Below are 23,286 nucleotides of genomic sequence, written 5' to 3'. Positions count from 1 at the left end.
CAGCAGGAAAGGCCATTGGCCAGCCAGTTTCTCAAAGGCACCATTCGCCACCGGCGCATGCAGCCGGTCAGCCATGCATTCAAGTACAGTACAGGCATGCTGGCCCTTGATCTCGACGACTGGTCAAGGCTGGGCCGGCTGAGCCGCTTCTTTTCCCTGGAGAGGTTCAACTGGATCTCTCTGAGAAGGAGGGACTATTTCCAGCCTTCAGAGCCTGACCTGAAAAAAGCCATATCCGACCAGGTGGAGAAAGCCACTGGCTGGCGGCCGGACGGCCCTGTAGAGCTGATTACTCATCCCCGCTATTTCGGCCATGTGTTCAATCCGGTGAGCTTCTATTTCTGCCATGAGGCCGGGCAGCACCCGGCATCCGGCGCCGTGCCCAGGGTTATCGTGGCGCAGATTACCAATACTCCCTGGCTTGAGAAGCACGTTTACTGTCTTGAGCGCGGGGAAGGCTCGACCACCTCCGCTGGCTGGCACAACCAGTCCTTCAGCTTTCGCAAGCGCTTCCATGTTTCTCCCTACAACCCCATGAATCAGGATTATCAGTGGCTGTTCAGCTTCCGGGAAGACCAGCTGCGAATCCACATGAATGTCTATCAGGAGGATCAGAAGATTTTTGACGCCACTCTGGCCCTCCAGCGCACCCCCCTGACCCGTAAAGTGCTCCACCAGAGCCTGCGGCAGTTTCCGGTGGAATCCTTCAAGGTGGTATTCGGCATCTACTGGCACGCGCTGCGCCTCAAACTCAAGGGTGCCGTGTTTCATGATCACCCGGACAAGCTCGACCAGCAGAATCCCAACCACCGGCTGGGCGCGGACGACAGCGGAGAGCAGATTGATGGAGAGCCCCGCGACCGGCTCTCTGAACCAGTAACAGGCAATGCAGCAAAGGTGAGCTCATGGAGAACCTGAATTTTTCTCAAGACCAGATAACACGTCCGCAGTCTCCTTCCGCCATGACCGGCCTCGCCCGAAAGCTGGTCTGTCAGCAACTGGCCATGCTGGCAGACGGCATTCTTACGGTTCGCGAGACGGGTTTTGAAGAGCGCGTCTTTGGCGACGGTGACGCCAGCCACCCCCGGGCCGAATTGATCATTCACGATGCAAGCACATGGCGGGACCTGTTAACTGGGGGCAGTGTCGGCGCTGCAGAGTCTTTTGTGGCCGGTGACTGGTCCACCCCGGACCTGGTCGCCCTGCTTCGGTTTTTCACCCGCAATGTGGACCGGATGAACGCCTTCGAAGACAGATTCAGCTGGGTTACCAAACCCGCGCTCAAAGGCCTGCACTGGCTTAACCGGAATACACCGGCAGGCTCCCGCAAGAACATAGAAGCCCATTACGACCTGGGCAACGACCTGTTTGAAACCTTCCTCGACCCCACCATGATGTACTCAGCGGCCATTTACCCCAGGCCGGACGCCACTCTGGAAGAGGCAGCGGTGCACAAGCTGGATACCATCTGCCGCAAGCTGGATCTGCAGCCGCAAGATCAGGTCATGGAAATAGGTACTGGTTGGGGTGGGTTTGCCATTCACGCAGCCAGACATTACGGCTGCCATGTGACCACGACCACCATCAGCCAGGAGCAGTTTGATCTGGCCAGGAAACGGGTCGAGTCAGAGGGTCTGTCAGACAGAATTACCCTGCTGTTTGACGACTACCGGGACCTCACCGGCCAGTATGACAAGCTGGTTTCCATCGAAATGATCGAGGCCGTCGGCCCCCAGTATCTGGACAGCTACCTGGCTCAGATCGATAGCCTGCTCAAGCCAGACGGGCTCGCCCTGATCCAGGCTATCAACATGCCCGAACAGCGTTACCGGCGGGCACTGAAAAACGTGGATTTCATCCAGCGATTCATATTTCCCGGCAGCTTCATTCCCTCTTTTGGTGCCATCCTTGAGTCCGTGCGGCGGAAGAGTCATCTGGTTCTCAGCCACGCTGAAGATCTTGGCTTTCACTACGCCCGGACCCTCAGGGACTGGCACGAGCGGTTCACTGCCAACGAGGAGCACATTGCCGGGCTTGGCTACGGTCCTGAGTTTCAGCGCCTCTGGCATTTCTATTTTGCCTACTGCGAGGCGGGCTTCAGCGAGAGGGCCATAGGCGTTGCCCAGATTCTGCTGGCAAAACCAGGCAACAAACGTGGAAACATTCTGAGCCTATGATTCAGTCCAGCGGTCTGCGCAATCTGACCAACTTTCTGATATTTCAGGCCGGCTGGTTGGCCTGCGTGATCTGGCCGGGCATGGAGACCGCGGCGCTCGCCCTGGCCATTGTGGCAGTGCACCTGTTACTGATCAGTCAGAAGCCGGCAAGGGAGTGGCAGTTCATTCTCCTCGGCACGGTCCTTGGGTCACTGCTTGACGGAATCTGGTTCCAGACAGGTGTCATGAAAGACGCCAGCGGAACTCTGGTCTGGACACCCGTCTGGCTGATTGGGGTATGGGCTGTATTTCTGACCACCCTTTCCCATTCACTGTCCTGGATGGGCAAGCGCGCGTGGCTGCCGTTTGTGCTGGCGCCGATTGCAGGGCCTTTCGCGTACTGGAGTGCCAGCCAGCTGGGGGCCGTTGTGCTGCCGGAGCTGGTACCCTCATTACTTGCGCTGGCCCTGGGGTGGCTTGTTATCTTTCCCCTTCTGATGCATATCAAGCACCGTTTCTTTCCGGAGATTACGCCATGATGGCCAACGACTTCTCTCCAGCCAGGGCATGTTCCGGCTCACCAGAGTCTGCCTCGCTGGTTCCACGGTTATTTTTCTGGTCGCTTTTTTGCCTGCCGGTAACGTTTGCCCTGCCCGCCACCGCGGACATCTGGTCCTTTACGGGAACTGCGGTATCCCTTGATGGGGAGGAATTATACCAGGAGCGCCACACCGTCGAGGGGGAGTGCAGAGACGGACGCTGGCATTCCGAATCCCAGGAGGTTCTGTATCTGCGGCCCGGTGAAGATGAACACTTTGCCAGAAAGACGCTGGACTACCGGGAGTCCGCATTGCGGCCGAGCTTCGTGCTTGAACAACCTGAGTGGGACGAGCGCATGGAGGTCACCAACCACGACGATGAGTACCTCACCATCGACTGGCAGACGAATGAAGGTGGCAGGGAAAACTATCGGGTACCACTGGAAGGGAAAGTCGTGGTGGACTCGGGCTTCGACACTCTCGTGCGTTATGAGTGGGCCAGCATGAAAAATGAAGAGCCCGTCGATTTCCAGTTTCTGGCGCCTACCCGGGGTGAGCACTATCCGTTTGTTCTGGAGACAGGCGGGGACAATCGTGTTGCGGGAGATCAGGTTCTCCGTATACGTCCTACTGGCCTGATAATGGGCTTCCTCGTCGATCCTCTGCATCTTGCCTACAATGACAGGGGAATGCTGAAAGAGTACTTCGGTCTCACCAATATCCGGCGGGATGCAGACAACAACTACAAGGCCCGCATTGAATACAGCCACGGCCAGACCCCGGAATGCAGCCTGATTCCGTAGGCCCGGTCACCCTGTTAGCCGTTCATTCTGTGGTAAGCTTTCCGGCCCTGAGATTCTGTTCCGGATGAGACCTGTTCCATGATGTTCGTGTCATTTAACGTCAATAGCATACGTACCCGTCTGCACCAGCTTGAAGCAGTTATTGAAGCCCACCAGCCCGACATTATCGGATTGCAGGAAACCAAGGTGAATGACCCGGACTTCCCGGTCGCTGCCATAAACGCTCTGGGTTACCACGTCCACTTCCACGGCCAGAAAACCCATTACGGCGTGGCCCTGCTCTCGCGCATGGCTCCGAAACGCATATCGATGGGATTTCCCGGCGACGATGAGTTCGCCCAGAAACGCCTGATCACAGGACATTTTGATGTCAACGGCCAGCCACTGGTTGTGATCAACGGCTACTTTCCCCAGGGAGAAAGCCGCAAACATCCGGTCAAATTTCCGGCCAAGGAAAAGTTCTACGCCGACCTGATGAGCTACCTGGACGAACTGCGACAGGAGCACCCGAACATCATCGTGATGGGGGACATGAACATCTCTCCCACTGACATGGACATAGGCATTGGCGAGGACAACGCCAAACGCTGGCTACGCACCGGCAAATGCAGCTTTCTTCCGGAGGAGCGTGAATGGCTGGCCCAGGTGGAAGGCCGTGGCCTGACCGACACCTTCCGCTATCTGTATCCGGCGGATGCCAGCACCTTCAGCTGGTTTGATTACCGGAGCGGCGGATTCGACCGGGAGCCGAAGCGGGGCTTGCGTATTGACCTGATCATGGCCAGCGAGGCCCTGCTTCCAAAAGCAAAGGCGGCCGGCGTTTCCTATGAAATCCGCGCCATGGAACGCCCTTCCGATCATTGCCCGGTATGGGCCGAGTTTGATCTGTAATGGATGAATGCCGCAGGATGCGCCCATGAAAGTCAAAACACGCGACCGTATTCTTGATGCCAGCCTGTCGCTGTTTAACAGCATTGGCGAACCCAATGTGACGACTCTGCTGATTTCAGACGAAATTGATATCAGCCCCGGTAATCTCTATTACCACTTCAAAAGCAAGGGCGACATTGTTTCGGAGCTTTTCGACCGGTATGAGGCAGAACTGCTCGAGCTGGTGAGCGTTCCCGAAGATGCGGATATTTCCCTCGATCAGCAGGGGTTTTTCCTGCACATGCTGTTTGAAGCCATTGCCCGCTACCGCTTCCTGTATCAGGACCTGGTCAACGTGCTATCACGGTACGACAGCCTGCAGAACCGCTTCCGCCGTCTTCTGCGGAAAAAACAGCATGCCTTCCGGGTTATCTGCGCCAGCATGAAGCGTCAGGAAATCATGACAATTGATGAAAGAGAACTTGATGCATTGTGTGAACAGCTGACTCTAACCCTTTGTTATTGGGTCAGTTATGACAGCCTGTCCCATCTGAATGACCGGGATTCGATTGATCCCGGCCGGGGCGTCTTCCAGATGATGAACCTTCTGGCGCCCTACCTTCGCGAAGAGGAACGTCAGCAGGCCCGGGCCATGAGCATGGACTATTTCTGACCGGAACTGCCCCCTGACCTGTCTTTCTTTTTAAGCTCCTGAATCTCTGCTTCCAGGGTGTTGATGCGCTGCTCCAGGGATTCAATTTCATCCCTGCGGTGAATACCGAGACGTCTCAGGGCGCCCGACACCCTCTGGTCAAACATGTGTTCCAGCTTGTCCCAGGTTCCGTTGGCCCGGTCCCTGACATCCTCAACCCGGTGCTCCACGGACTTGACCCGCTTCTCCACCAGCCCCCGGGTTTTATTTTCCAGCTCTTCGCCTTCATTCACCAGGCGGTCGAACAAGCGACCTGCATCCTCTTCCGCCTTGGTATACGCACCCAGACCCGCCAGCCAGATCTGACGTGCAGAATCCTTTATTTTGCCGGCCAGTTGCACATCGTTGTCCGGTTTTTTGTCCTGCTGATCTGACATAAGTACACCTTTAACCCTGCAGAATAAGTTGGGCAGCCAACCTGCCCTCGCTGCATTGTATTACACCAATGGCCTGAATTCAGTGGTTTGAACCCTGGAGAAAACCGAAATGCGGCTGCGCACTGTCTATGGGCTATAAGCGCCAAATCAATATGAAAAAATGTGATCAAAGAAAGTCGGGTAAAACTTGAAGTAACCGGCAAATGATCAATACTTGATCATACCGGTGTTCTGCTGACGCCGGTTGTCTGGAAGTCTTTCATGGATACTACTCGCACGCCTCTGCCCGGCCATTGAGCCGGGCTTTTTTTGACCTGTATTTGAATCCTGACACCCGTAAGGGCATGATCCACCTCAACGATTCCTCTAAACCCAGTTGCGGGAGAATGCACACCCATGGATATCCGTAAACTCGACGACGACATCGCGGTTGCACCACAGATCAGCGTCGAAGATGTGGCAGAAGCTGCACGGCTGGGTTTTCGGACCATTGTCGCCAACCGCCCGGACCGGGAAGAGCCCGGCCAGCCGGCCATGGCCGACATTGAAGCCGCAGCCAGGAAGCATGGGCTGGAATGGGTCTACCTGCCGGTGGAATCCGGCAATATCCGGGACAGTGACATAGACCGCTTCGCGCCGGTACTGGAAGAGGCAGCCAGGCCGATCCTGGCCTTCTGTCGTTCCGGCACCCGCTGCACCGTTCTCTGGGCGCTCAGCAGCGCCCGGAAACACCCGATCGAGCCCCTCCTCATGAAAGCCGCCAATGCCGGTTACAATCTGGCCGGGGCCAAACCCAGAATGGAGCAGCAGGCCCAAGAGCACCGCGGGGAAGCCTGACCTCATGGGCAAGCTTGTACAGCGCTACTTCCCACCGGCGACCTGGCTCCGGCAGTATGACCGCCATTCGCTGACCAGCGACCTGACGGCGGCCCTGCTGGTCACCGTTATTGTCATTCCCCAGTCCCTGGCTTTTGCCCTTCTCGCCGGGCTGCCGCCGCAGGCGGGACTTTATGCGAGCATCCTGCCCTGCATCGCCTACGCGGCCTTCGGCTCCAGCAACACCCTTGCGGTGGGGCCAGTGGCTCTTATCTCGCTGATGAGTGCCGCGACAGTCAGTGAAGTGGCCACCGAGGGCACCGGCGGCTATCTGGTGGCTTCGGTTTACCTCGCCCTGCTGTCCGGAGGCATTCTCCTGCTGATGGGGGTATTTCGCCTCGGGTTTCTTTCCAATTTCATCAGCCACCCGGTCATTTCCGGTTTCATTACTGCCTCCGGCATTCTAATCGCGGCCAGTCAGCTCAAACACATACTGGGCATAGACGCGTCCGGAGATAACATGATTGAGCTGGCCTGGTCATTCCAGCAGAACATCGATGGAATGAATCCATCCACTCTCACAATCGGGGTTCCCGCCCTGGTATTTCTGTATCTTATCCGCCGTCACCTGGGGCATGTGCTGGCCTGGCTCCGGGCCAGCAACCAGGTCATCGTCATTGTGGTTCGGATGGGGCCGGTTATCGCCGTCATCCTTGCTACCGGCGCGGTTACTGTTTTTGGCCTGGAACAGCAGGGCGTAGCTGTGGTTGGCCATGTCCCGGCAGGGCTGCCCGCGCTTTCCCTGCCCCTGGGTTCGGCGGCCCTGATTCAGCAACTGCTCATTCCGGCGCTGCTGATCAGCATCGTCACTTTTGTTGAATCCGTATCCCTGGCACACAAACTGGCTGCCCGGCGCCGGGAACGAATCAGCCCGGATCAGGAGCTGCTGGGCCTGGGCATGGCCAATGTCGCCTCGGCGTTTTCCGGCGGCTTTGCCGTTGCCGGCGGCTTTTCCCGCTCCATCATCAATTACGATGCTGGTGCGAGAACCCCTGCGGCCGGTATTTTCACCGCTGCCGGCATCGGCCTGGTCACCATATTTTTCACTCCGTTTTTCGACGGCCTGCCCCAGGCCGCGCTGGCGGCCATTATCATCGTCTCGGTGCTGACCCTGGTGGATCTCACCACCATAAGGGAAACCTGGCAATATTCCCGTCACGACGGCGCCGCCCTGACGGGCACCATCGCGGTGACCCTGATATTTGGTGTTATCGCCGGAATCCTGACCGGCATTTCGCTGTCACTCGTGCTTTACCTGTGGCGCACCAGCCGTCCCCACAGTGCTCTGGTCGGCCGTATCCGGGGCTCGGAGTCCTTCCGGAACATAGAGCGCCACGACGTGGAAACCGACCCGGAGCTGATGATCCTCCGGGTGGACGAAAGCCTGTATTTCGCCAATGCCCGGCACCTGGAAGACCGTATCTACACCCTCCTGAAAGAGCAGCCGCAGCTGAAGGAATTCGTGCTCATGTGTCCCGCAGTCAACTATATCGACGCCTCAGCCCTGGAAAGCCTGGACGCAATCAACGGCCGCCTGCACGACGCCGGCATCCGGCTTCACCTGTCCGACGTCAAAGGGCCGGTGATGGACAAACTGAACCGCAGCACCTTCCTCCAGGGCCTCAACGGCGAGGTATTCATGACCACCTACCAGGCATGGTGCAAACTGCACAGAAAACGGGATAATGCGGACCCGGACAGCAGCGGGCCCCGATAAAAATCAACTCTTATTCAGGGTTGCGCCAATCTTTCAGCCTGAGCGATTCGTAGACCTGTTCACTTACCGCTGCACGAATTAATTACCCACGGATTAATAACTATGCGCTACAAAGGTGAAACCAGTTTCCGCCACAATCAGCCTGAGAGGCTAGGCATTCTGGTAACCAATCTCGGCACTCCGGATGCGCCCACGCCATCCGCTCTAAGGCGTTACCTTGGCGAATTTCTGGCGGATCCCAGAGTGGTGGAGGTGCCAAGACTGATCTGGTGGTTCATTCTCCACGGCGTCATTCTGCGTATCCGGCCCCGCAAGTCTGCCGCCGCCTACCGCACGGTCTGGGAGTCAGCTGGTTCGCCACTGCTTACCAATACCGCCGCCCAGTGCGAGGGAATCCGCAAAGCCCTGCAGAAGAAGCATGGCAAAAATGTTGTAGTGGCATTTGCCATGCGGTACGGAAATCCGTCCATTTCGAAGGTTCTGGATGAACTCAGGACCCAGGGTGCGCGCAAACTTCTGGTTCTACCCCTTTACCCCCAGTATTCGGCATCCACCTCAGCCTCCACATTTGACGCCATCGCAAAAGACTTCATGACCCGGCGCTGGATTCCCGATTTCAGGTTCATCAGCCACTATCCGGATTTTCCGCCCTACATAGAAGCCATGGCCACCCACATAGAATCCCACTGGCAGGAACACGGCCGAAAAGAGCTTCTTGTGCTCTCCTACCACGGTGTGCCACTGAAATATCTCATGAAGGGAGACCCCTACCACTGTGAATGCCACAAAACGTCCCGGCTTCTGGCTGAACGCCTTGGGCTGGAAAGCGATCAGTACATGACCACCTTCCAGTCCCGTTTTGGAGCTGAGGAATGGCTCAAGCCATACACCGATGAAACCCTGAAGTCCCTCCCCGACAAGGGCGTCCGCTCCATCGACGTATTCTGTCCCGGCTTTTCGTCAGACTGTCTGGAGACCATCGAGGAAATCAACGTGGAAAACCGCGGTTATTTCATGGAAGCCGGCGGCGCGGCATTCAGCTATATACCCTGTCTGAACGCCACCCCGGGCCACATTGATGCACTGGTAAAACTGCTTGAGCAAAACCTCCAGGGCTGGACAGTGCCGGAAAATGACCCTGACACACTGGCCAAAAGGGACCAGAGGGCTCAGGCCATCGGTGCCGAAGTCTGACACCGTCTACCCGGGTGGGTAAAAGTTGAGGTAGCATCAGAACACTGATATCAGGCTTCGGAGACACAATGAAACTGAACTGCGACCTGGGAGAAAGCTACGGCAGCTGGACCATGGGCCAGGACGAGGCGGTCATGCCGCTGATCGACATGGCCAACGTGGCCTGTGGTTTCCATGCCTCGGATCCATCCATCATGCACGACACGGTGGTGCTCGCCGCAAAATACGGCGTCATGATAGGCGCCCACCCGTCCTATCAGGATATTATTGGCTTTGGACGTCGCTCCATTCTTCATACGCCTGCAGAGGTGCGGGCGCTGATCTGGTACCAGCTCGGGGCACTGTCCGGCATTTGCGGAGCCGAGGGCCAGCAGATCGCCTATGTAAAACCCCACGGGGCTCTCAACAACGACATGATGCGGGACCCGGAGCTGCTTCAGACAGTCATGGAGGCCATGGCTACCTGGCGGCCCGGCCTTCCCCTGATGATTCCCGTCTCCCTGGATTACCCCGCCCAGCAGGAGTTTGCGGATCGCTGCGGCGTACCCCTGATTCTGGAGGCCTTTGCCGACAGGGCCTACGACGACACAGGGCAACTCGTGCCACGCAGCCAGGCGAGCGCTGTCCATGACGACCTGACCGCCATCGTTGATCAGGCACTTTCCTTCGCCTGCCGGGGCGGCGTTCACAGCCTGAGCGGCCGCTGGCTCGAACTGCCGGCCGACAGCATCTGTGTTCACGGCGACAGCGCCCACGCTCTGGCAGCGATCCGCGCCATCCGGGAAGCACTGACCAGCCCCGGCCCATGACCCTATGCGTTCCACGCTGGCACAGCGTTCTGACTCCCCCTGTCGGCAACGGAAAAACCCTGCCTGGAGGCAGGACCCATAAACTATGCTGTGAAGCAGATTAACAGGAGTTTCAAATGCCAAACCCGCTTTCCGCACTGAAAAAGAAGACCGCCTCTTCTGATCCCGAGGCGTTCAGAGACAAAGTTGTCTGGATTACCGGCGCTTCCTCCGGCATTGGAGAAGCCCTGGCCGTAGCCCTGGCGGGAAGGGGCGCCCGCGTGGTTCTCTCCGCGCGCCGTCAGGAAGAGCTGCAGCGGGTCGCCGCTCGCTGTAAACAGGAAGGAGCAAACGACAGGGACATCCTGGTTCTGCCGCTGGACGTGACCGATACGGATTTCCTTCCGGAGGCCACCAGTGCTGTTCTGGAGCATTTTCACCACATTGACCTGCTGATCAACAATGCCGGTCTTTCCCAGCGCTCCCTGTGCAAAGACACGGACATCTCCGTCTACCGGAAGCTTCTGGATGTAGACGTACTGGGCCAGATTGCTCTGACCAAGGCCGTGCTGCCCTACATGCTGGACAGGGGCACTGGGCACATTGCCGTAACTGCAAGCGTCGCAGGTAAAATAGGCGCTCCCCTTCGCACCGGCTACTGTGCCGCAAAGCATGCGGTCATGGGCTTTTTTGATGCCCTGCGTGCCGAAGTAGAGGATGACGGTGTAAAGGTCTCAACTATTGTGCCCGGGTTCATCCGGACCTCCATTGCCCGCAACGCGCTTATCGCCGATGGCGCAACCTTTGATGACGAAGACGCGAACATAGAAGGGGGGATGGATGTGGACGAGTGCGCCCAGGTGATTCTCGCGGGACTGGCAAAAGGCTCACGGGAAATCCCGGTTGGCAAAGGCAGGGAGATGGCAGCCCTCTGGGTCAAACGGCTCTCACCGGAGCTGGTTTTCAGGCTTACCAAACAGCTGGGCTAGCCAGGTAGCCAGACGGTTCCATCAGGCGCTTTTACCAGACAATGCGGCCAGGCCACCAGAACGATCCTGGTGCCCGGCCGACAGTCGTCAATTCAGGACGGAGAAAAGGCAGGCATCAATGCAGCGCGTTCTATCAGAGAAATTTTCCAGAGCCACCAGAGTCACTCCCCTTATCACCTGTGCCACCGCTCTCCTCTTTGTGATCCACGCACCAGGTCTTCAGGCGGACAGGGTTTTTCTTTCGGACGGCAGCCTGGTGAACGGCAAAGTGATCAGCCTTTACGAAGATGAGGTGCTGGTAGACACCAGCTTTGCCGGCGAAATGGAGATTGAAGCAGATCAGATAGCCGGTGTTACCACTGATGATCCCGTTGTCACCCAGCTCGCTGATGGAAACGAGCTTGTGGGTTCCCTGTCCTGGGACGAGGAGCTCGGCCAGCAGATCAGCAGCGACCTGCTCGGCACCGTCCAGATTCCATTTTCTTCCATAAGCAGCATCTGGCATGAACAGCTCACGGAGCGCCATGAAGAAACACTCTCCGAGCTCGAGGGCATCCGGGTAACACAGGAAAACGTATGGTCTGGCCGGCTGAACCTGGGCCTGGCCGGTGCCGACGGCAATACTGACAGGACCAGCTTCAACGGCAGAGTCAGTACAGCCCGGGAAACGGATTTCGATCGACTGACCTTTTCTCTGCGCAATCGCTTCGCGGAAGAGGACGGCGAGGAAACAGAAAATCAGACCGTCGCCAATGCCAGGCTGGAACGGGATATTTCAGAGAGGTTTTTCGTTTTTGGTAACCTGGGACTTGAGCGGGACAGATTCGAAAACCTGGACCTGCGCGCCGCGCTGACCGCCGGCCTGGGTTATTTCGTGATCCAGAGGGATGACCACAAATTCAAGCCCCGCGTCGGTGTCGGCTATCAGGTGGAAGCCTTCGACTCAAAGGACAATGAAAGCGAACCACTGCTTGCCCTGGGGTACGACTACCTGATCCAGTTCTACGGGGATACCGAATTCACTCACGAATTCACCTGGCTTCCCTCACTGGAAGACCCTGGCTCAGATTACAGGCTGGTCAGCGAAGCCGCGCTGATCCACCCACTTGATGAAGCCAGCACATGGAACCTTGGCGTTCGCCTCACTCATGAATTCGATGCCAACCCCTCCGCCGACGTGGAAAAGCTGGATACATTCTATTCACTGGAACTCGTGAGAACGTTTAACTGAGAAATCTTCAGCGTTCGGAATCGCAGTCAAAGGCTTTCCTGCACCCATCAAGGAACAGGAAAACCGCCGCAAGCGGCGGTTGGCGATCCGCCACTTATCATTCACCTGGCAGGTACTAACCTCCCAAGCCGCAAGAGGATCTCCTCCCTACGTCCCGAATCGGCGGTTTCCCGACTTTCTCTGGGAGGAGCTTCAAGAGCTTTGTTGAAATAGATTTCTGCCCTTGCGTTATCACCCTGCTTCAGCAGAAAGTCGGCGAAAAAATAGTTCGGGTCGATACCGTCTGGATTAATGGCCAGGGCCTTTTGCAGGTATTTTCTGGCCTGCCTGTCATCGCCGAACGATAGTGGCCACCCTGGCACCTGGTAATACAGACTCCCCAGGGACGTATAGGCCGATCCTTGCAGCGCCCGGGGATCAAGATCGAGGGCCGCTTCCAGCGAACTCCTCGCATCCTTGACCAGGCCAAGAGCTCCCAGCCCGCCTTTTGCGCCGGCATAGGTGCTCAGAATGATCCCCTGCCAGATCAGCGGTTCTGCCCGCGCCGGCCAGGCTTCCACCAGGCGCTCTGCCTCTGCAACAAGGTCTTCAAACGCTTTCTCCCGGGCGTTCTCAGGCAGTTCGTACTGAATATGTGCCCAGCGATGCTGTACGTGCGCCAGCCGGTCCTCCAGGCTCTCCGCCAGCACCGGCAGGGAAAGCACAATGGCTATGAATACAGTCAGCATTCTCATTACGCCGCCTCCGAATTCAGGAACCGTCTGATCACCGGCAGCTGTTTGCGCATTGCTCTGTCGACAAGGCGTGGCAGCAGACTATTAACAACCACAAAGAGCTTTTCTGGCCATCCCAGATAACGCCGTCGGTCATCGTGGTCCATTGCTTCGAGAATCTGGGCGGCGACCTCAGCGGGCTGATCCATGTGATTGCCAAGGGCCCTGTTGAGGGCATTCACCGCCTCCGGATTCATTGCCGTGGCGGTTGCACGCGGGGCCACATAAATCACCTGAACCTGTGTGTCGGCAAATTCCCGGCGAAGTGCCTCGGAAAATCCCCGCAAACCGAATTTGCTGGCGCAGTAGGTGGTGTACCCCGGGAAACCGATGCTGCCAAAGGTTGAACCGACGAAGACCAGGGCGCCTTTGCCTGCGTCGCGGAATCTCGGGGCAAAATGTCGCGCCACCAGTATCGGGCTGCGAAGATTTACCGCCAGTTGCATATCCATGCTTTCAACGTCCAGGCGATCGATAGCGGCAAACCGGTTCTGTCCGGCGCAATGAATCACGCCGTCAATGTCGGGGTATTCTTCGGATAGTCGCTCCAGCTGCTGGTCAAGGTCCGGTGCAGCCAGGTCCAGCTGCGCGCGCTTGATTCCCTCGCCGTCAACTTCGGCTTCTTGCCGCGACGCCACAATAACGGTCGCCCCGCCCTCAACAAGGAGATTAACCAGGACGCCACCGATACCACCGGTGCCTCCAAGCAACAGAAATTTCCGATCATGCAGCTTCATGGCGCTTGTCCTTTTCCTGAGCCGGAAGGGGAATGCTCCACAGCATGTCACCGTAGAGGCGGTAAACCATGCGAGCCGCCGAGATGATCGCAACCTGATCATCCGGGTTAATGACCTCGTTCATCAGGTTGCGAAAAAACTCGAAATGGTCCTGATCCAACGCGCCGTGGGAGTACAGATAGCTGAATGCCTGGTCGGGCAATGCCAGATGTTTCTGAATCTGCTCGGCAAGGGGGGTGGCCAGTTCAATGGAGGTGCCCTCCAGAACCTGCACCATGCCAAAGAACGCAACAGGGTTGCCACGATGGATCTGGTCGTAGAGCCAGGACACCATCAGCTCAATCGACGTATCAGGTGAACCCTGTTGTGCAACTTCCCGGTCTTCACCACAGGCTGCAAGATCATCGAGTATCCACTCGTGATGGCCGTATTCCTCTTCGATGTATTCCACCAGAGCCTTGCGGACAAATTCCAGTCGTTCTGGCAGCCGACTACCACAAGCCATCATCAGAGGTACCGTGTGTTTTACATGGTGATAGGCCTGGGTCAGAAACCAGGTGTAGCTCTTGAGGTCGAACCTGCCCTCTGCAATAGCGCGAATGACCGGCGCTCCGTTAACATGTGCCCGCGCTTCCGCAGTTTCGGCCTGAAGGGTGTCAAAAAAAGCCATGGAGTTTCCTCGTTTGTGGAGATGTATGGATTCCGTACCTGCCAGGAGCTCTGGCAGGTCATTCATGAGCCGGACACGTATCAGCCGACCGTTGTCGGTGAGGTACCCCTGCTGACTGGTCAGAGGCCGCCGCCGGATATACACCGACAGCAAACGCGCATAGTCTGGCAGTCGCCGGTTGAGCTCCTCCAGCACATCAGCGATCTGCTCTGCCGACCGGCCATCAGGAATGGTGAGCAAAGCGCTCAGAGCAGGTTCGCCATCCCCGAATACCAGGGCCTGCCGAACGCCGATGCACTGGACCAGTTCGCTTTCCAGCCACTCCGGGCTGACATTTCGCCCAAAACTGGTGATCAGAAGATTCTTGATGCGGCCATTTACCTGCAGGTAGCCATCGGCATCAAGGCTGCCCAGATCGCCGGTGGCCACCGGACCATCAGCGCCCGGTTCCTCACCGAGATAACCGAGGAATCTGCTCCCGGCCACCTGGATCTCGCCCTGGGAGTCAACATTCACTCGCACATGGCCAAGGGGGCGACCGACGGTTCCCGATCGCTCTTCGCCAGGCCGGTTCAGAGCAACCACGGAGCCACATTCCGACAAGCCATAACCTTCAAATAATGGAAGCCCGATGGCTTTGGCCCGCCTCAGAAGGTCATCGGAGACTTTGCCGCCACCAACGGCAAGGAAACGCAACCCCTTTGCTTCCAGCTGGCCATTCTCGGCTGCAGAAACCAGAACCGCCGCCAGTTCCGGGACCAGGATCATGGAATCGGGGTTATGCCGGTTGATGGTACGGATAAGCCGACCGGCATCGAGAGTGCTGCTGCCTGTCATCCCAAGACTGGCAAGTGGCTCCAGCACAACCGTTCCACCCATGGTGAGCGGCAGGTAAACACCTGCGATGTTTTCAAGTAGCGTTGCCAGCGGGAGAATGCACAGGTGCCTGCTCAGGTGCATACCCGCCAGCCGTTGACGGAGAGCATCCACTGTAGCGGTGAGATGTTCACTGGAAAGGCAGACCCCCTTTGGCTGGCCGGTACTACCCGAGGTAAACGTAACCCTGGTTGTCGCCAATGGCATAGAGGCTGGCCTTTCGCTCCCAGCCAAGGGCTCCAGCCAGACGTGTTCCGACAGCTTTTCATGATAGTCATGGCCGGCTGGGCATTGGCTCACCCACAGGAGCGCATCAAGTCCCGCCTGCTCTTTCAGGTGCTTTGTCTGCTCGCTGGAAAAGAAACCGGGTATTGGTACACACACCACACCCGCCACCAGGCACGCCAGGTCAGCAATCACCCAGCCTGGCGTGTTGTCCCCGGCCAGCCCCACACGCTCGACTCTGCAATCAGTAATAGCCTGGGCAAGGTCTGTGACCTCTCGCCAGAGCTCGCGCCATGACACACAGTTAGACGGTGAGGAAAGTGCAATCGAGTCTGGCTGGCGCAACGCCAGGTCGCCCAGTTGGTCAGGCAGTGTGGCCATAACACTCTCCCTGATCCGGCTGCGGGCTCAGCCATGCCGTTCGTCCCAGCAGACCCGCGCCGCTTAACGCCAGATACCCCTGCTGGACGTCTGCAGTCATTACTACAGGGTTATGCTGGTAATAACTCCCCCAGCCGGCACCGAGATCCGGCAACCTTAGCGGATCTGCAGGGGCGATGACCCGTGTCGCAATGCCAAGCCTCCGAAAGCTGTTCCGGAGCTGATCGGTGCCAGTAAAAGCGATCCAGCGATAACCATGGGCCCGGAGCCAAAGGGTCAGGACAGCAAACAGGAAACGGCTGATGCCCGCTTCCACGCCGGCGAGATGAGCAATTTCAGCCAGTTCATCACGTCGAACGGGGCCATCCGAACCAATCAATCTCTCCGCCGGCACATCCAGATAGTCCTCCAGGAAAAGACGCTCCTGGCCAGCACTGCGAACACCTACGGCGGCCAGCAAGCCACCCTTCTCCGAGGTGAGAGCCAGAAGTCTGGGTATGCGCAACTCCGGCGATGCACCGTAAGCCTGACAAAAGCGACGTTGCATGAATGCTGTGATGGCCTCGGCGGATGATGTCTCCGGCTTTGCCTCGCATAACAGCCGACCTGAACACTGGAGCAAAGGTTCAAGACCTGGAGCTCCTGAGAAACAAAATGCCGAAAACGTCAACGGGTCTGCCATAACGTGACTCCTCAAGGGTATGGAACCAGTCTGACGTAGCCGGCTTAACTCATACTTAAGCGCTAACGGCTTTTTCCTTAAGCCGGCATTAAGGTTTCTGTGCCAGAATCAGCAGGCGCCAATGTGAGGACAGGTCATGCGAATACTGCTTGTAGAAGACGATCACCCGCTTGCCACCACCATGCTGGGTATGCTGCGGGATGAACAAAATACGGTGGACTGGCTCGACGATGGGCAGCAGGCCCTGAACACCCTGCCCCATGAACACTTTGACCTGGTGATTCTGGATCTGACGCTGCCCCGGGTCGATGGCCTCGACATCCTGCGCAGCATTCGAAAACAGGGGATAGCAACCCCGGTCATCGTTCTAACAGCGCGCACCGATCTCGAAGAGAAACTTCAGGGCCTCGACGCCGGGGCCGACGACTACCTGACCAAGCCCTTCGCCATGTCCGAACTCAAGGCCCGCATTCGCGCGGTTACCCGCCGGGCGGAAGGCCATGCTCAATGCTGCCTGACCATCGGCCGCCTGTCGTTAACGCCGGAAACCGGTCAGCTGATGATTGGTGACGAGCGGGTCACACTGCCTCGCAGTGAATTTCAGATCCTCCATTACCTCATGCGCCATCCGGATCAGGTGGCGACACGCCGCCGGCTGGAAGAGCAGCTTTACGGCTGGGAACAGGGAGTTGAAAGCAACGCTCTGGAAGTACACATCCATCATCTTCGCCGGCGTATCGGGAAATCCCTGATCCGCACCGTTCGCGGTGTCGGCTATATGCTCGACAGCGCTGTGTCAGCCCCCGCAGGAAGCACGCCTTCATGTCCCTGACACGCACACTGACCATACTGCTCACCACCGCTGTGCTGCTGATTGCCTCTGCCGCGGCCCTGTGGAGCTATCTGGAAAGCAATCACGAGCTTGAGGAACTGTTCGACGCGGAGCTGGCCCAAAGCACCCGCATCGTCCAGGGTCTGGTACGTCATCTGGTCGGGACCCAGTCACCTGAGCAACTGTCGCGTACCCTGGAAGAAACGCTTCAGCTACCAGAGGGTGCATTTCGCGAGGAGGACTATGAGGAGATTCTGCCCGGTGGTTCCGGACACAAATATGAGAAGAAAATCGCCTTTGAAGTCTGGTCGCCCATGGGCGCCCCGGTGCTGGATACCCTGGCGGCCGAGGACAATCTTGCACTGATGCCAGGTTACACCTGGGTAGAGTCCTCCGGCTTCCGGTGGCGAACCTTCACCCTTGAGGATCCGGAGACCGGATTCTGGATCAGAACCGCCCAGCGTGAAGACATTCGTCAGGAGCTCAGCCAGGAGCTCGCCATGGGCAATGTGCTGCCTTTGCTAGTCGTGCTCCCGGTGCTTGTGATTGCAATTGTCATGACGATTCGAATCGGATTCCGGCCCCTGCGCCTCCTTGAAGGTCCGGTACGGAACATGGCCCCCGAAAGCATCCATCCACTGGATGATCAACATGCCCCAAGAGAGGTGGTCGGGCTGGTTCATGCTGTGAACGGACTGCTCAAACGTCTGGACGAGGCTCTGGAGCGGGAGCGGCGGTTCTCTGCAGATGCGTCCCATGAGCTGCGCACACCACTGTCCGCACTGCGGCTGAATCTGGAGAAGCACTGCCAAAGCAATCCAGCCGAGTACCAGCACCTTATCCAGTCGGTGGACCGCATGGTGCACCTGGTGGAACAGATGCTGCTGCTGAACAGGGTCGACTCCGGAGCCGATTTTTCGCCCGAATATCATAATCTGTCCGAAATCCTCGAGCAGAGCATCGCCGATGTCGCACCGCTGGCGCTGAAAAAGGGCATTGAACCCGTGCTCAAGGATGAGTCGTCCGGCCACGCCCCTGTCTGCTGTCATAGCGCTCTGATCACCACCCTGATGCGTTCGCTGCTCGCGAATGCCATCCAGTACAGCCCTGAACATACGGAAATAGAAACCCGTCTGTCTCCGGCGAATGACGGATACCTCGTCACCGTATCCGATGAGGGGCCGGGCATTCCTCCGCAGGAACGGGAGCGGGCCCTCAGTCGTTTTGTCCGACTGGACCAGCGTCTGGGTGCCGGGGCTGGCCTGGGGCTCGCCATCGCCCGCCGCATCGCCGAGCTCCATGGTGGCCAGCTCACTCTCAGTGGCCGCCCGGACAGACAGTCGGGTCTGCGTGCCGAGATATGGTTGCCAGTTCGCCCGGGACCCCATAAATGGAGCGGACAGGACGTCTGAATTTTGCAGCGGATATCAGGCGCACCAAAAGGCAAGCGGCTGTCCAGCGCATTAGTTGGAGCCTCTGTGACAAACATCCACCGGGAACAGAGAAAACGACTCACGGGAGGGCGTACCAGCTGATGCTCTTCGAGCGCTGAAACCCAGGGATCTTCCGAGAAATAAATTGGGGGAATTTGACTTAACACTATGAAACTGAAAATAAATTGGCGGTGGGCCAGGGATTCGAACCCCGGGACGGCTACTAACCGTCGGCGGTTTTCAAGACCGCTGCATTAAGCCACTCTGCCAGCCCACCGTTTCCATTTTCTGCCTGCTGTCGTTGCGAACAGCGGGTTGAATGATACCGGAATGGTCCTGCCTGTCAACGCCCGGACTTTTCCTTTTAAGATTAACGCGGTTTAATGGAATTAACTGGTGGATTTCACGTACTAAATGATTGAAAGTTCCGATCCTGACACTATGATATGCTTGTTCAACAATGAACAGGTTCTGACGTAACCGGAGATCAAGATGGAAAACAGACGTTTCAGTGTCCGCCAGAATGAAGCTGCCTATGATGCAGCGCAGACTGGCACTTCGACAGGCATCAGCGCAGACGCGATGAACGTGTTGCGCAACACCTACATGCTGCTGGGTATGACGCTGGCGTTTTCCGCCGTTGTGGCTTACCTGAGCATGGGGGCACAACACCCCGGCTTTATCGTAACCATCGTAGGTTACATCGGCCTGCTGTTCCTGACCTACAAACTGAAAAACAGCCCCTGGGGCATCCTCAGCGTTTTCGCACTGACCGGCTTCATGGGTTACACCCTCGGCCCGATCATTGGCTCTTTTGTGGCCGCTGGCGCTTCCCAGATTGTAGCTCAGGCCCTGACCCTCACCGCGGTCGCGTTTGTTGGTCTGTCTGCTGTGGCACTAATCAGCAAGAAAGACTTCAGCTTCATGGGCAGCTTCCTGACCGCCGGCGCGTTTGTGCTGATCGGTGCCATGGTTCTGGCCTTTGTGATGGAGAGCTCCGCTCTGCAACTGGCAGTTTCTGCCGGCTTCACCATCTTCGCCTCGATCATGATCCTGTTCGAGACCAGCCAGATCATCAAGGGCGGCGAGCGTAACTACATCATCGCCACCGTTGGGTTGTATGTTTCAATCTACAACCTGTTCCTCAGCCTGCTCCACCTGCTGTCCGCATTCAGCGGCAACGACTGAGTCTTCAGGTTGATGTCAGAGAACCCCGGTCCTGTACCGGGGTTTTTTATTTCAGGTATCCTTTAGCCATGCATCAAGCCGACTCCCTCTCCTATACCCTGGTGATCACCGGCGCGCCCTACACCAGCCAGGCACCGCAGACCGCGCTGGAATTTGCCCGGGCCCTGATTGCCGCCGGCCACCGGATTGACCGGCTATTCCTGTATGGGGACGGGGTCCATCTTGCTTCGGCGCTTTCCTGCATCCCCGGCGACGAGCCCCACTGGACCAACCTCTGGTGTGATTTTCTCAGAACTAACGGAATTTCTGCTGTGGCCTGTGTCGCCTCGGCACTGCGCCGGGGGATTCTGGATGAGAAAGAACAGAAACGGTATGAGCAGGACGCCTGCAATCTTGTGGCGCCATTTGAGATAGCCGGCCTGGGAGACTGGGTTGAGGGCGTCACCAGGTCAGACCGGACTCTCTATTTTCACCCAACGGACTGAAGACGATGCGCATTCTGGTGATCATTGACAAAGCACCCTACGGGGACTGGCGTGGCCGCGAAGCCCTGGACATGGCCTTTTCACTGGCGGCTTTTGATCAGCCCGTGAGCATCCTTTTCCGTGAGGCAGGGGTCAACTGGCTCCGGCCCGGACACCACTCTGAGCCCCTGGGACAGAAAAATGTGGAGAAGCAACTGGGTGCGGCAGGCATCTTTGGCGTTGAGGCCCTTCTGGCCGAACAGAAGGCCCTTGAGCGCTACCAGTTGGACGAAGCCTGCCTGAATGCTGCCGCGCAGGCAGTAGCCCCGGACGCGGCATTTTTTGATCAGTACGACCATGTGGTCTGCCTGTGATTCCACATGCGCCCAAACCCGAGGACCATATGCCCACATTGCATATAATGAACAAGTCCCCCGAACATCCCCGCTTCGGCAACTGCCTGGCCGCCATTGGCGAACAGGATTCCCTGCTACTGACCGGGAACGGAGTCCTGGCGCTGGCCTGCCGCCAGAATGCCCGGACCCTGCCCACTGGCACCCGCGTGTTACTGGCAGACGCTGAAGCCCGCGGCCTTGGCCAGGAGAGTCTGGCAGAAAGGGGTATTCTGGTTGACTACGCCGGTTTCGTTGAGCTCACGGCAGCCAATACAAAGATCATCAGCTGGTAGAATTTCATGTCACAGCCAGAACGGAACAGCGAAGGATTTCTTGAGAATCCGGCAGACTGGACACCCGACCTTGCGGTGGAAATTGCCCGGGAGCAGAATATCGAGCTTGATGAAAGTCATTTTGAAATCATCAGGTTACTGAGATCTTTTTATAAACGACATGACATTTCACCACCGTCCAACCGGCTGTTCGTGAAGGCAGTACGGGAAGAACTCGGCGAAGAGAAAGGCAATAGCATCTATCTCATGCAGCTTTTCCCGGGCACACCGGCAAAGACAGCGTGCCGGATCGCGGGGCTGCCCCGCCCCACCAACTGCCTGTAGGACCGCCTCAGGTGGCCGGTGTGCTCACGGCTTTTTCAGGGCTGGGAATCGGGGCCGGACGGCGGAGCTGAGCGCCCACTGCGCTTCTGAAGCTCCTCGGAGGAGCCGAGAAAACTGCTGAGACCGTTTTCAAACAGGTCGGAGCCGAACCTGAGAAACTGACGGGTACTGTCTCTTACGGTGCTTTCAGGCAGTTCCCGGAGGGAGTCGGAAAGCCCGGCCTTGACCCCCCGGGTGATGCGTGGCTCCAGGTCGTCAGCAGCCTCAATGATCTCCCGTATTTTCTGATCCAGATACGGCCGTAAAACCCAGCGGAAAAAGCCGGCGAGCACTGCCAGTACAACCAGGGCCGTTACCACAGCCTGTATCGTCAAAGTTAACCAGAACGGCATCATGTCTTCTTCCTTTTCTGGCTTTCCGTCCTGCCGGTCATGACCACCAGGTGAAAAGCCCAAGCTGGATTGCGCCTGCGACAGCGCCAAGAGCGCCGCCAACCAGCATCAGTTTGATTTCATCCTCCTTGAACGCAGGTCGCAGGACGTCCTGGAACTCTGCCGGGGCAAGGGCCTTCATCTGTTCCGATAGCACGGCAGCCACCACCGGCGCACGCTGACGGTTGAACTGGGGATCGGCGAAGACATCGTGCGTCGCAGTCACCGCCTTGTTATTCATGGCCTTCTTCAGGTCCGTATAGCCGGTCATGCCGAAAGTGACCTGCGCGCTGAGCTTCATGATGACCGAATTGTCCAGCATGGGCCGCAGGTGCTTCTGGATGATGGCCCGGGTACGGTCTCCATGCTCTCCGTTCAGCATCGCATCTGCAACCTTCTCCACGGTAATCAGCTCTTCCGCCACCAGTCGGCTCCAGACATCACTGATTTCCGGCTGGCGTTTCAGAAACAGCCCCTGCACCCGCCAGAAAAGGATTCGGCGCGGCTGCAGAGGCCGGAAGATCAGATTGATGGCCAGCCAGTTGGTGACAAACCCCACAGCAAAACCTGCCAGCGGCAAAACCCAGGGCTCCGGGTAGCGCAGCCAGAGGGGAACGATGACTGCCCCCAGCAGGCCGCCTATAACGGCACCCCACCTGATCACGGAGTTCAGTTCCACCGAACCTGCTTCCCGGAAGATGCGGTTCATCAGATCGGGATGTCGGGATAGCTCACGGCTGAGCAGGGCTTTCAGGTCCACCAGTTCGGACAGGTCGTCACCAAAATCCTCCACCAGGGATTCGATCCGCGATGGCAACTGCTCCCTGCCCCACTGGTAGATTCGCCTTCGCATGAAATTGGGCAGGTTGTCCCAGAGCACTGGCTGAATCTCATACATCACTTCGTCTATGTATTCATCCAGCCGCGGGTTCACCTGGGAAATCACCTGCTCGACAATCCGCTTCGGCTCCAGCTTGTGGTAGACCGCATTCAGATCGCCAAACTGTGCCAGCGTCCGGTCAATGCAGATGTGAGCCATTTTTTCGGCTTTGCGGGGGATAACACCCTGCCAGCCAAACCAGCCCACCCCGACAAACTGCACAGGATGGAATGACATCTGAATCGCAAGCCAGTTGGTGCACCAGCCGGTGACTGCAGCCATCAAGGGCACGGACCAGAACGCAACGTCTATCAAGACAAACCCCAGGTGACGAGGACCAGACGCATACAGCGTCAGCGTTTATCGCCCATGCTTTACTACTCATTACCAGCACGCTGCATTGGGCTACGTATAAGTCACGGGATTCTGGCGTAAACGAACGGCTCTGAC

Annotated in this window: 26 protein-coding genes and 1 tRNA gene; 19 read left to right on the top strand and 8 right to left on the bottom strand. The window is 57.6% G+C overall.

What is annotated here, in order from left to right; all coding sequences use genetic code 11:
* Positions 1-15: 15 nt before the first annotated feature.
* The 6 genes from LG327_RS13210 to LG327_RS13185 all read left to right on the top strand — a co-directional run bounded on the left by LG327_RS13210 (position 16) and on the right by LG327_RS13185 (position 5,041).
* Complete coding sequence (locus LG327_RS13210; protein WP_404362495.1) at positions 16-918, top strand: DUF1365 domain-containing protein; 903 nt, start codon at positions 16-18, stop codon at positions 916-918.
* Positions 906-2,177, top strand: coding sequence for a class I SAM-dependent methyltransferase (locus tag LG327_RS13205; RefSeq protein ID WP_404362493.1), 1,272 nt, complete (start codon positions 906-908; stop codon positions 2,175-2,177). Before LG327_RS13210 ends, LG327_RS13205 begins: the two co-directional genes overlap by 13 nt.
* Positions 2,174-2,695 (top strand): DUF2878 domain-containing protein, encoded by a 522-nt coding sequence (locus LG327_RS13200; RefSeq protein ID WP_404362492.1) that lies wholly within the window; start codon positions 2,174-2,176, stop codon positions 2,693-2,695. Before LG327_RS13205 ends, LG327_RS13200 begins: the two co-directional genes overlap by 4 nt.
* Positions 2,692-3,498, top strand: coding sequence for a hypothetical protein (locus tag LG327_RS13195; protein ID WP_404362490.1), 807 nt, complete (start codon positions 2,692-2,694; stop codon positions 3,496-3,498). Before LG327_RS13200 ends, LG327_RS13195 begins: the two co-directional genes overlap by 4 nt.
* Before the next feature lie 78 nt (positions 3,499-3,576).
* Complete coding sequence (gene xthA / locus LG327_RS13190) at positions 3,577-4,389, top strand: exodeoxyribonuclease III (RefSeq protein WP_404362488.1); 813 nt, start codon at positions 3,577-3,579, stop codon at positions 4,387-4,389.
* A 25-nt stretch (positions 4,390-4,414) separates the two neighbouring features.
* Positions 4,415-5,041, top strand: a complete 627-nt coding sequence (locus LG327_RS13185; protein WP_404362487.1) for a TetR/AcrR family transcriptional regulator — start codon at positions 4,415-4,417, stop codon at positions 5,039-5,041.
* Here LG327_RS13185 and LG327_RS13180 read toward each other — a convergent pair.
* Positions 5,032-5,457: a phasin family protein gene (locus tag LG327_RS13180; RefSeq protein ID WP_404362485.1), complete on the bottom strand. Its 426-nt coding sequence runs from the start codon at positions 5,455-5,457 to the stop codon at positions 5,032-5,034. The genes LG327_RS13185 and LG327_RS13180 overlap by 10 nt on opposite strands.
* A gap of 396 nt (positions 5,458-5,853) precedes the next feature.
* On the opposite strand from LG327_RS13180, the gene LG327_RS13175 reads away from it, so the two are divergent.
* The 6 genes from LG327_RS13175 to LG327_RS13150 all read left to right on the top strand — a co-directional run bounded on the left by LG327_RS13175 (position 5,854) and on the right by LG327_RS13150 (position 12,252).
* A complete protein-coding gene (locus LG327_RS13175) occupies positions 5,854-6,294 on the top strand; it encodes a TIGR01244 family sulfur transferase (RefSeq protein ID WP_404362483.1) in 441 nt (146 codons plus the stop codon).
* Between the two features lie 4 nt (positions 6,295-6,298).
* Positions 6,299-8,050: a SulP family inorganic anion transporter gene (locus LG327_RS13170; RefSeq protein WP_404362481.1), complete on the top strand. Its 1,752-nt coding sequence runs from the start codon at positions 6,299-6,301 to the stop codon at positions 8,048-8,050.
* 102 nt (positions 8,051-8,152) lie between these two features.
* A complete protein-coding gene (hemH, locus tag LG327_RS13165) occupies positions 8,153-9,244 on the top strand; it encodes a ferrochelatase (RefSeq protein ID WP_404362479.1) in 1,092 nt (363 codons plus the stop codon).
* A gap of 68 nt (positions 9,245-9,312) precedes the next feature.
* A complete protein-coding gene (locus LG327_RS13160) occupies positions 9,313-10,053 on the top strand; it encodes a 5-oxoprolinase subunit PxpA (RefSeq protein ID WP_404362477.1) in 741 nt (246 codons plus the stop codon).
* Positions 10,054-10,169: 116 nt separating this feature from the next.
* Complete coding sequence (locus tag LG327_RS13155; RefSeq protein WP_404362475.1) at positions 10,170-11,021, top strand: SDR family oxidoreductase; 852 nt, start codon at positions 10,170-10,172, stop codon at positions 11,019-11,021.
* Between the two features lie 118 nt (positions 11,022-11,139).
* Positions 11,140-12,252 (top strand): YdiY family protein, encoded by a 1,113-nt coding sequence (locus tag LG327_RS13150; RefSeq protein ID WP_404362473.1) that lies wholly within the window; start codon positions 11,140-11,142, stop codon positions 12,250-12,252.
* A gap of 101 nt (positions 12,253-12,353) precedes the next feature.
* Here LG327_RS13150 and LG327_RS13145 read toward each other — a convergent pair whose 3' ends face one another.
* The 4 genes from LG327_RS13145 to LG327_RS13130 are packed head-to-tail and all read right to left on the bottom strand — an operon-like array spanning position 12,354 to position 16,461.
* Positions 12,354-12,986 carry a tetratricopeptide repeat protein gene (locus tag LG327_RS13145; RefSeq protein WP_404362471.1) on the bottom strand — a complete coding sequence of 211 codons (633 nt, stop codon included), beginning with the start codon at positions 12,984-12,986 and terminating at the stop codon, positions 12,354-12,356.
* Entirely contained in the window at positions 12,986-13,762 is a 777-nt protein-coding gene (locus LG327_RS13140) for an SDR family oxidoreductase (RefSeq protein WP_404362469.1), read from the bottom strand. Before LG327_RS13140 ends, LG327_RS13145 begins: the two co-directional genes overlap by 1 nt.
* Positions 13,749-15,914, bottom strand: coding sequence for an AMP-binding protein (locus tag LG327_RS13135; RefSeq protein ID WP_404362467.1), 2,166 nt, complete (start codon positions 15,912-15,914; stop codon positions 13,749-13,751). The genes LG327_RS13140 and LG327_RS13135 overlap by 14 nt, the downstream gene beginning before the upstream one ends.
* Complete coding sequence (locus tag LG327_RS13130; protein ID WP_404362466.1) at positions 15,898-16,461, bottom strand: thermostable hemolysin; 564 nt, start codon at positions 16,459-16,461, stop codon at positions 15,898-15,900. Before LG327_RS13130 ends, LG327_RS13135 begins: the two co-directional genes overlap by 17 nt.
* Before the next feature lie 271 nt (positions 16,462-16,732).
* Between LG327_RS13130 and LG327_RS13125 the strand changes: the two genes are divergently transcribed.
* Together LG327_RS13125 and LG327_RS13120 are read left to right on the top strand one after the other, a co-directional pair.
* Complete coding sequence (locus LG327_RS13125; protein WP_404362465.1) at positions 16,733-17,428, top strand: response regulator transcription factor; 696 nt, start codon at positions 16,733-16,735, stop codon at positions 17,426-17,428.
* Positions 17,419-18,840, top strand: coding sequence for an ATP-binding protein (locus LG327_RS13120; RefSeq protein ID WP_404362463.1), 1,422 nt, complete (start codon positions 17,419-17,421; stop codon positions 18,838-18,840). Before LG327_RS13125 ends, LG327_RS13120 begins: the two co-directional genes overlap by 10 nt.
* A 207-nt stretch (positions 18,841-19,047) precedes the next feature.
* Here the strand turns inward: LG327_RS13120 and LG327_RS13115 are convergent.
* A tRNA-Ser gene (locus tag LG327_RS13115) sits at positions 19,048-19,138 on the bottom strand.
* A 215-nt stretch (positions 19,139-19,353) separates the two neighbouring features.
* Between LG327_RS13115 and LG327_RS13110 the strand changes: the two genes are divergently transcribed.
* The 5 genes from LG327_RS13110 to LG327_RS13090 all read left to right on the top strand — a co-directional run bounded on the left by LG327_RS13110 (position 19,354) and on the right by LG327_RS13090 (position 21,525).
* The gene (locus LG327_RS13110) at positions 19,354-20,049 is read left to right on the top strand and encodes a Bax inhibitor-1/YccA family protein (protein ID WP_404362461.1); all 696 of its coding nucleotides are present in this window, start codon (positions 19,354-19,356) and stop codon (positions 20,047-20,049) included.
* A 68-nt stretch (positions 20,050-20,117) separates the two neighbouring features.
* Positions 20,118-20,534 (top strand): sulfurtransferase complex subunit TusD, encoded by a 417-nt coding sequence (tusD, locus tag LG327_RS13105; RefSeq protein WP_404362459.1) that lies wholly within the window; start codon positions 20,118-20,120, stop codon positions 20,532-20,534.
* 5 nt (positions 20,535-20,539) lie between these two features.
* Positions 20,540-20,887 (top strand): DsrE family protein, encoded by a 348-nt coding sequence (locus tag LG327_RS13100; RefSeq protein ID WP_404362458.1) that lies wholly within the window; start codon positions 20,540-20,542, stop codon positions 20,885-20,887.
* A 29-nt stretch (positions 20,888-20,916) separates the two neighbouring features.
* Positions 20,917-21,201 (top strand): sulfurtransferase complex subunit TusB, encoded by a 285-nt coding sequence (tusB, locus tag LG327_RS13095; RefSeq protein WP_404362456.1) that lies wholly within the window; start codon positions 20,917-20,919, stop codon positions 21,199-21,201.
* Positions 21,202-21,207: 6 nt separating this feature from the next.
* Positions 21,208-21,525, top strand: a complete 318-nt coding sequence (locus LG327_RS13090) for a TusE/DsrC/DsvC family sulfur relay protein (RefSeq protein ID WP_404362454.1) — start codon at positions 21,208-21,210, stop codon at positions 21,523-21,525.
* Positions 21,526-21,560: 35 nt separating this feature from the next.
* Here the strand turns inward: LG327_RS13090 and LG327_RS13085 are convergent, their stop codons facing one another.
* The gene (locus LG327_RS13085) at positions 21,561-21,920 is read right to left on the bottom strand and encodes a hypothetical protein (protein ID WP_404362452.1); all 360 of its coding nucleotides are present in this window, start codon (positions 21,918-21,920) and stop codon (positions 21,561-21,563) included.
* Between the two features lie 34 nt (positions 21,921-21,954).
* Positions 21,955-23,151, bottom strand: coding sequence for a DUF445 domain-containing protein (locus LG327_RS13080; protein WP_404362450.1), 1,197 nt, complete (start codon positions 23,149-23,151; stop codon positions 21,955-21,957).
* Positions 23,152-23,286 lie beyond the last annotated feature (135 nt).

The organism is Marinobacter sp., from assembly GCF_044799475.1.
Classification (GTDB): domain Bacteria; phylum Pseudomonadota; class Gammaproteobacteria; order Pseudomonadales; family Oleiphilaceae; genus Marinobacter.
This window is presented reverse-complemented; position numbering and strand designations above follow the sequence as displayed.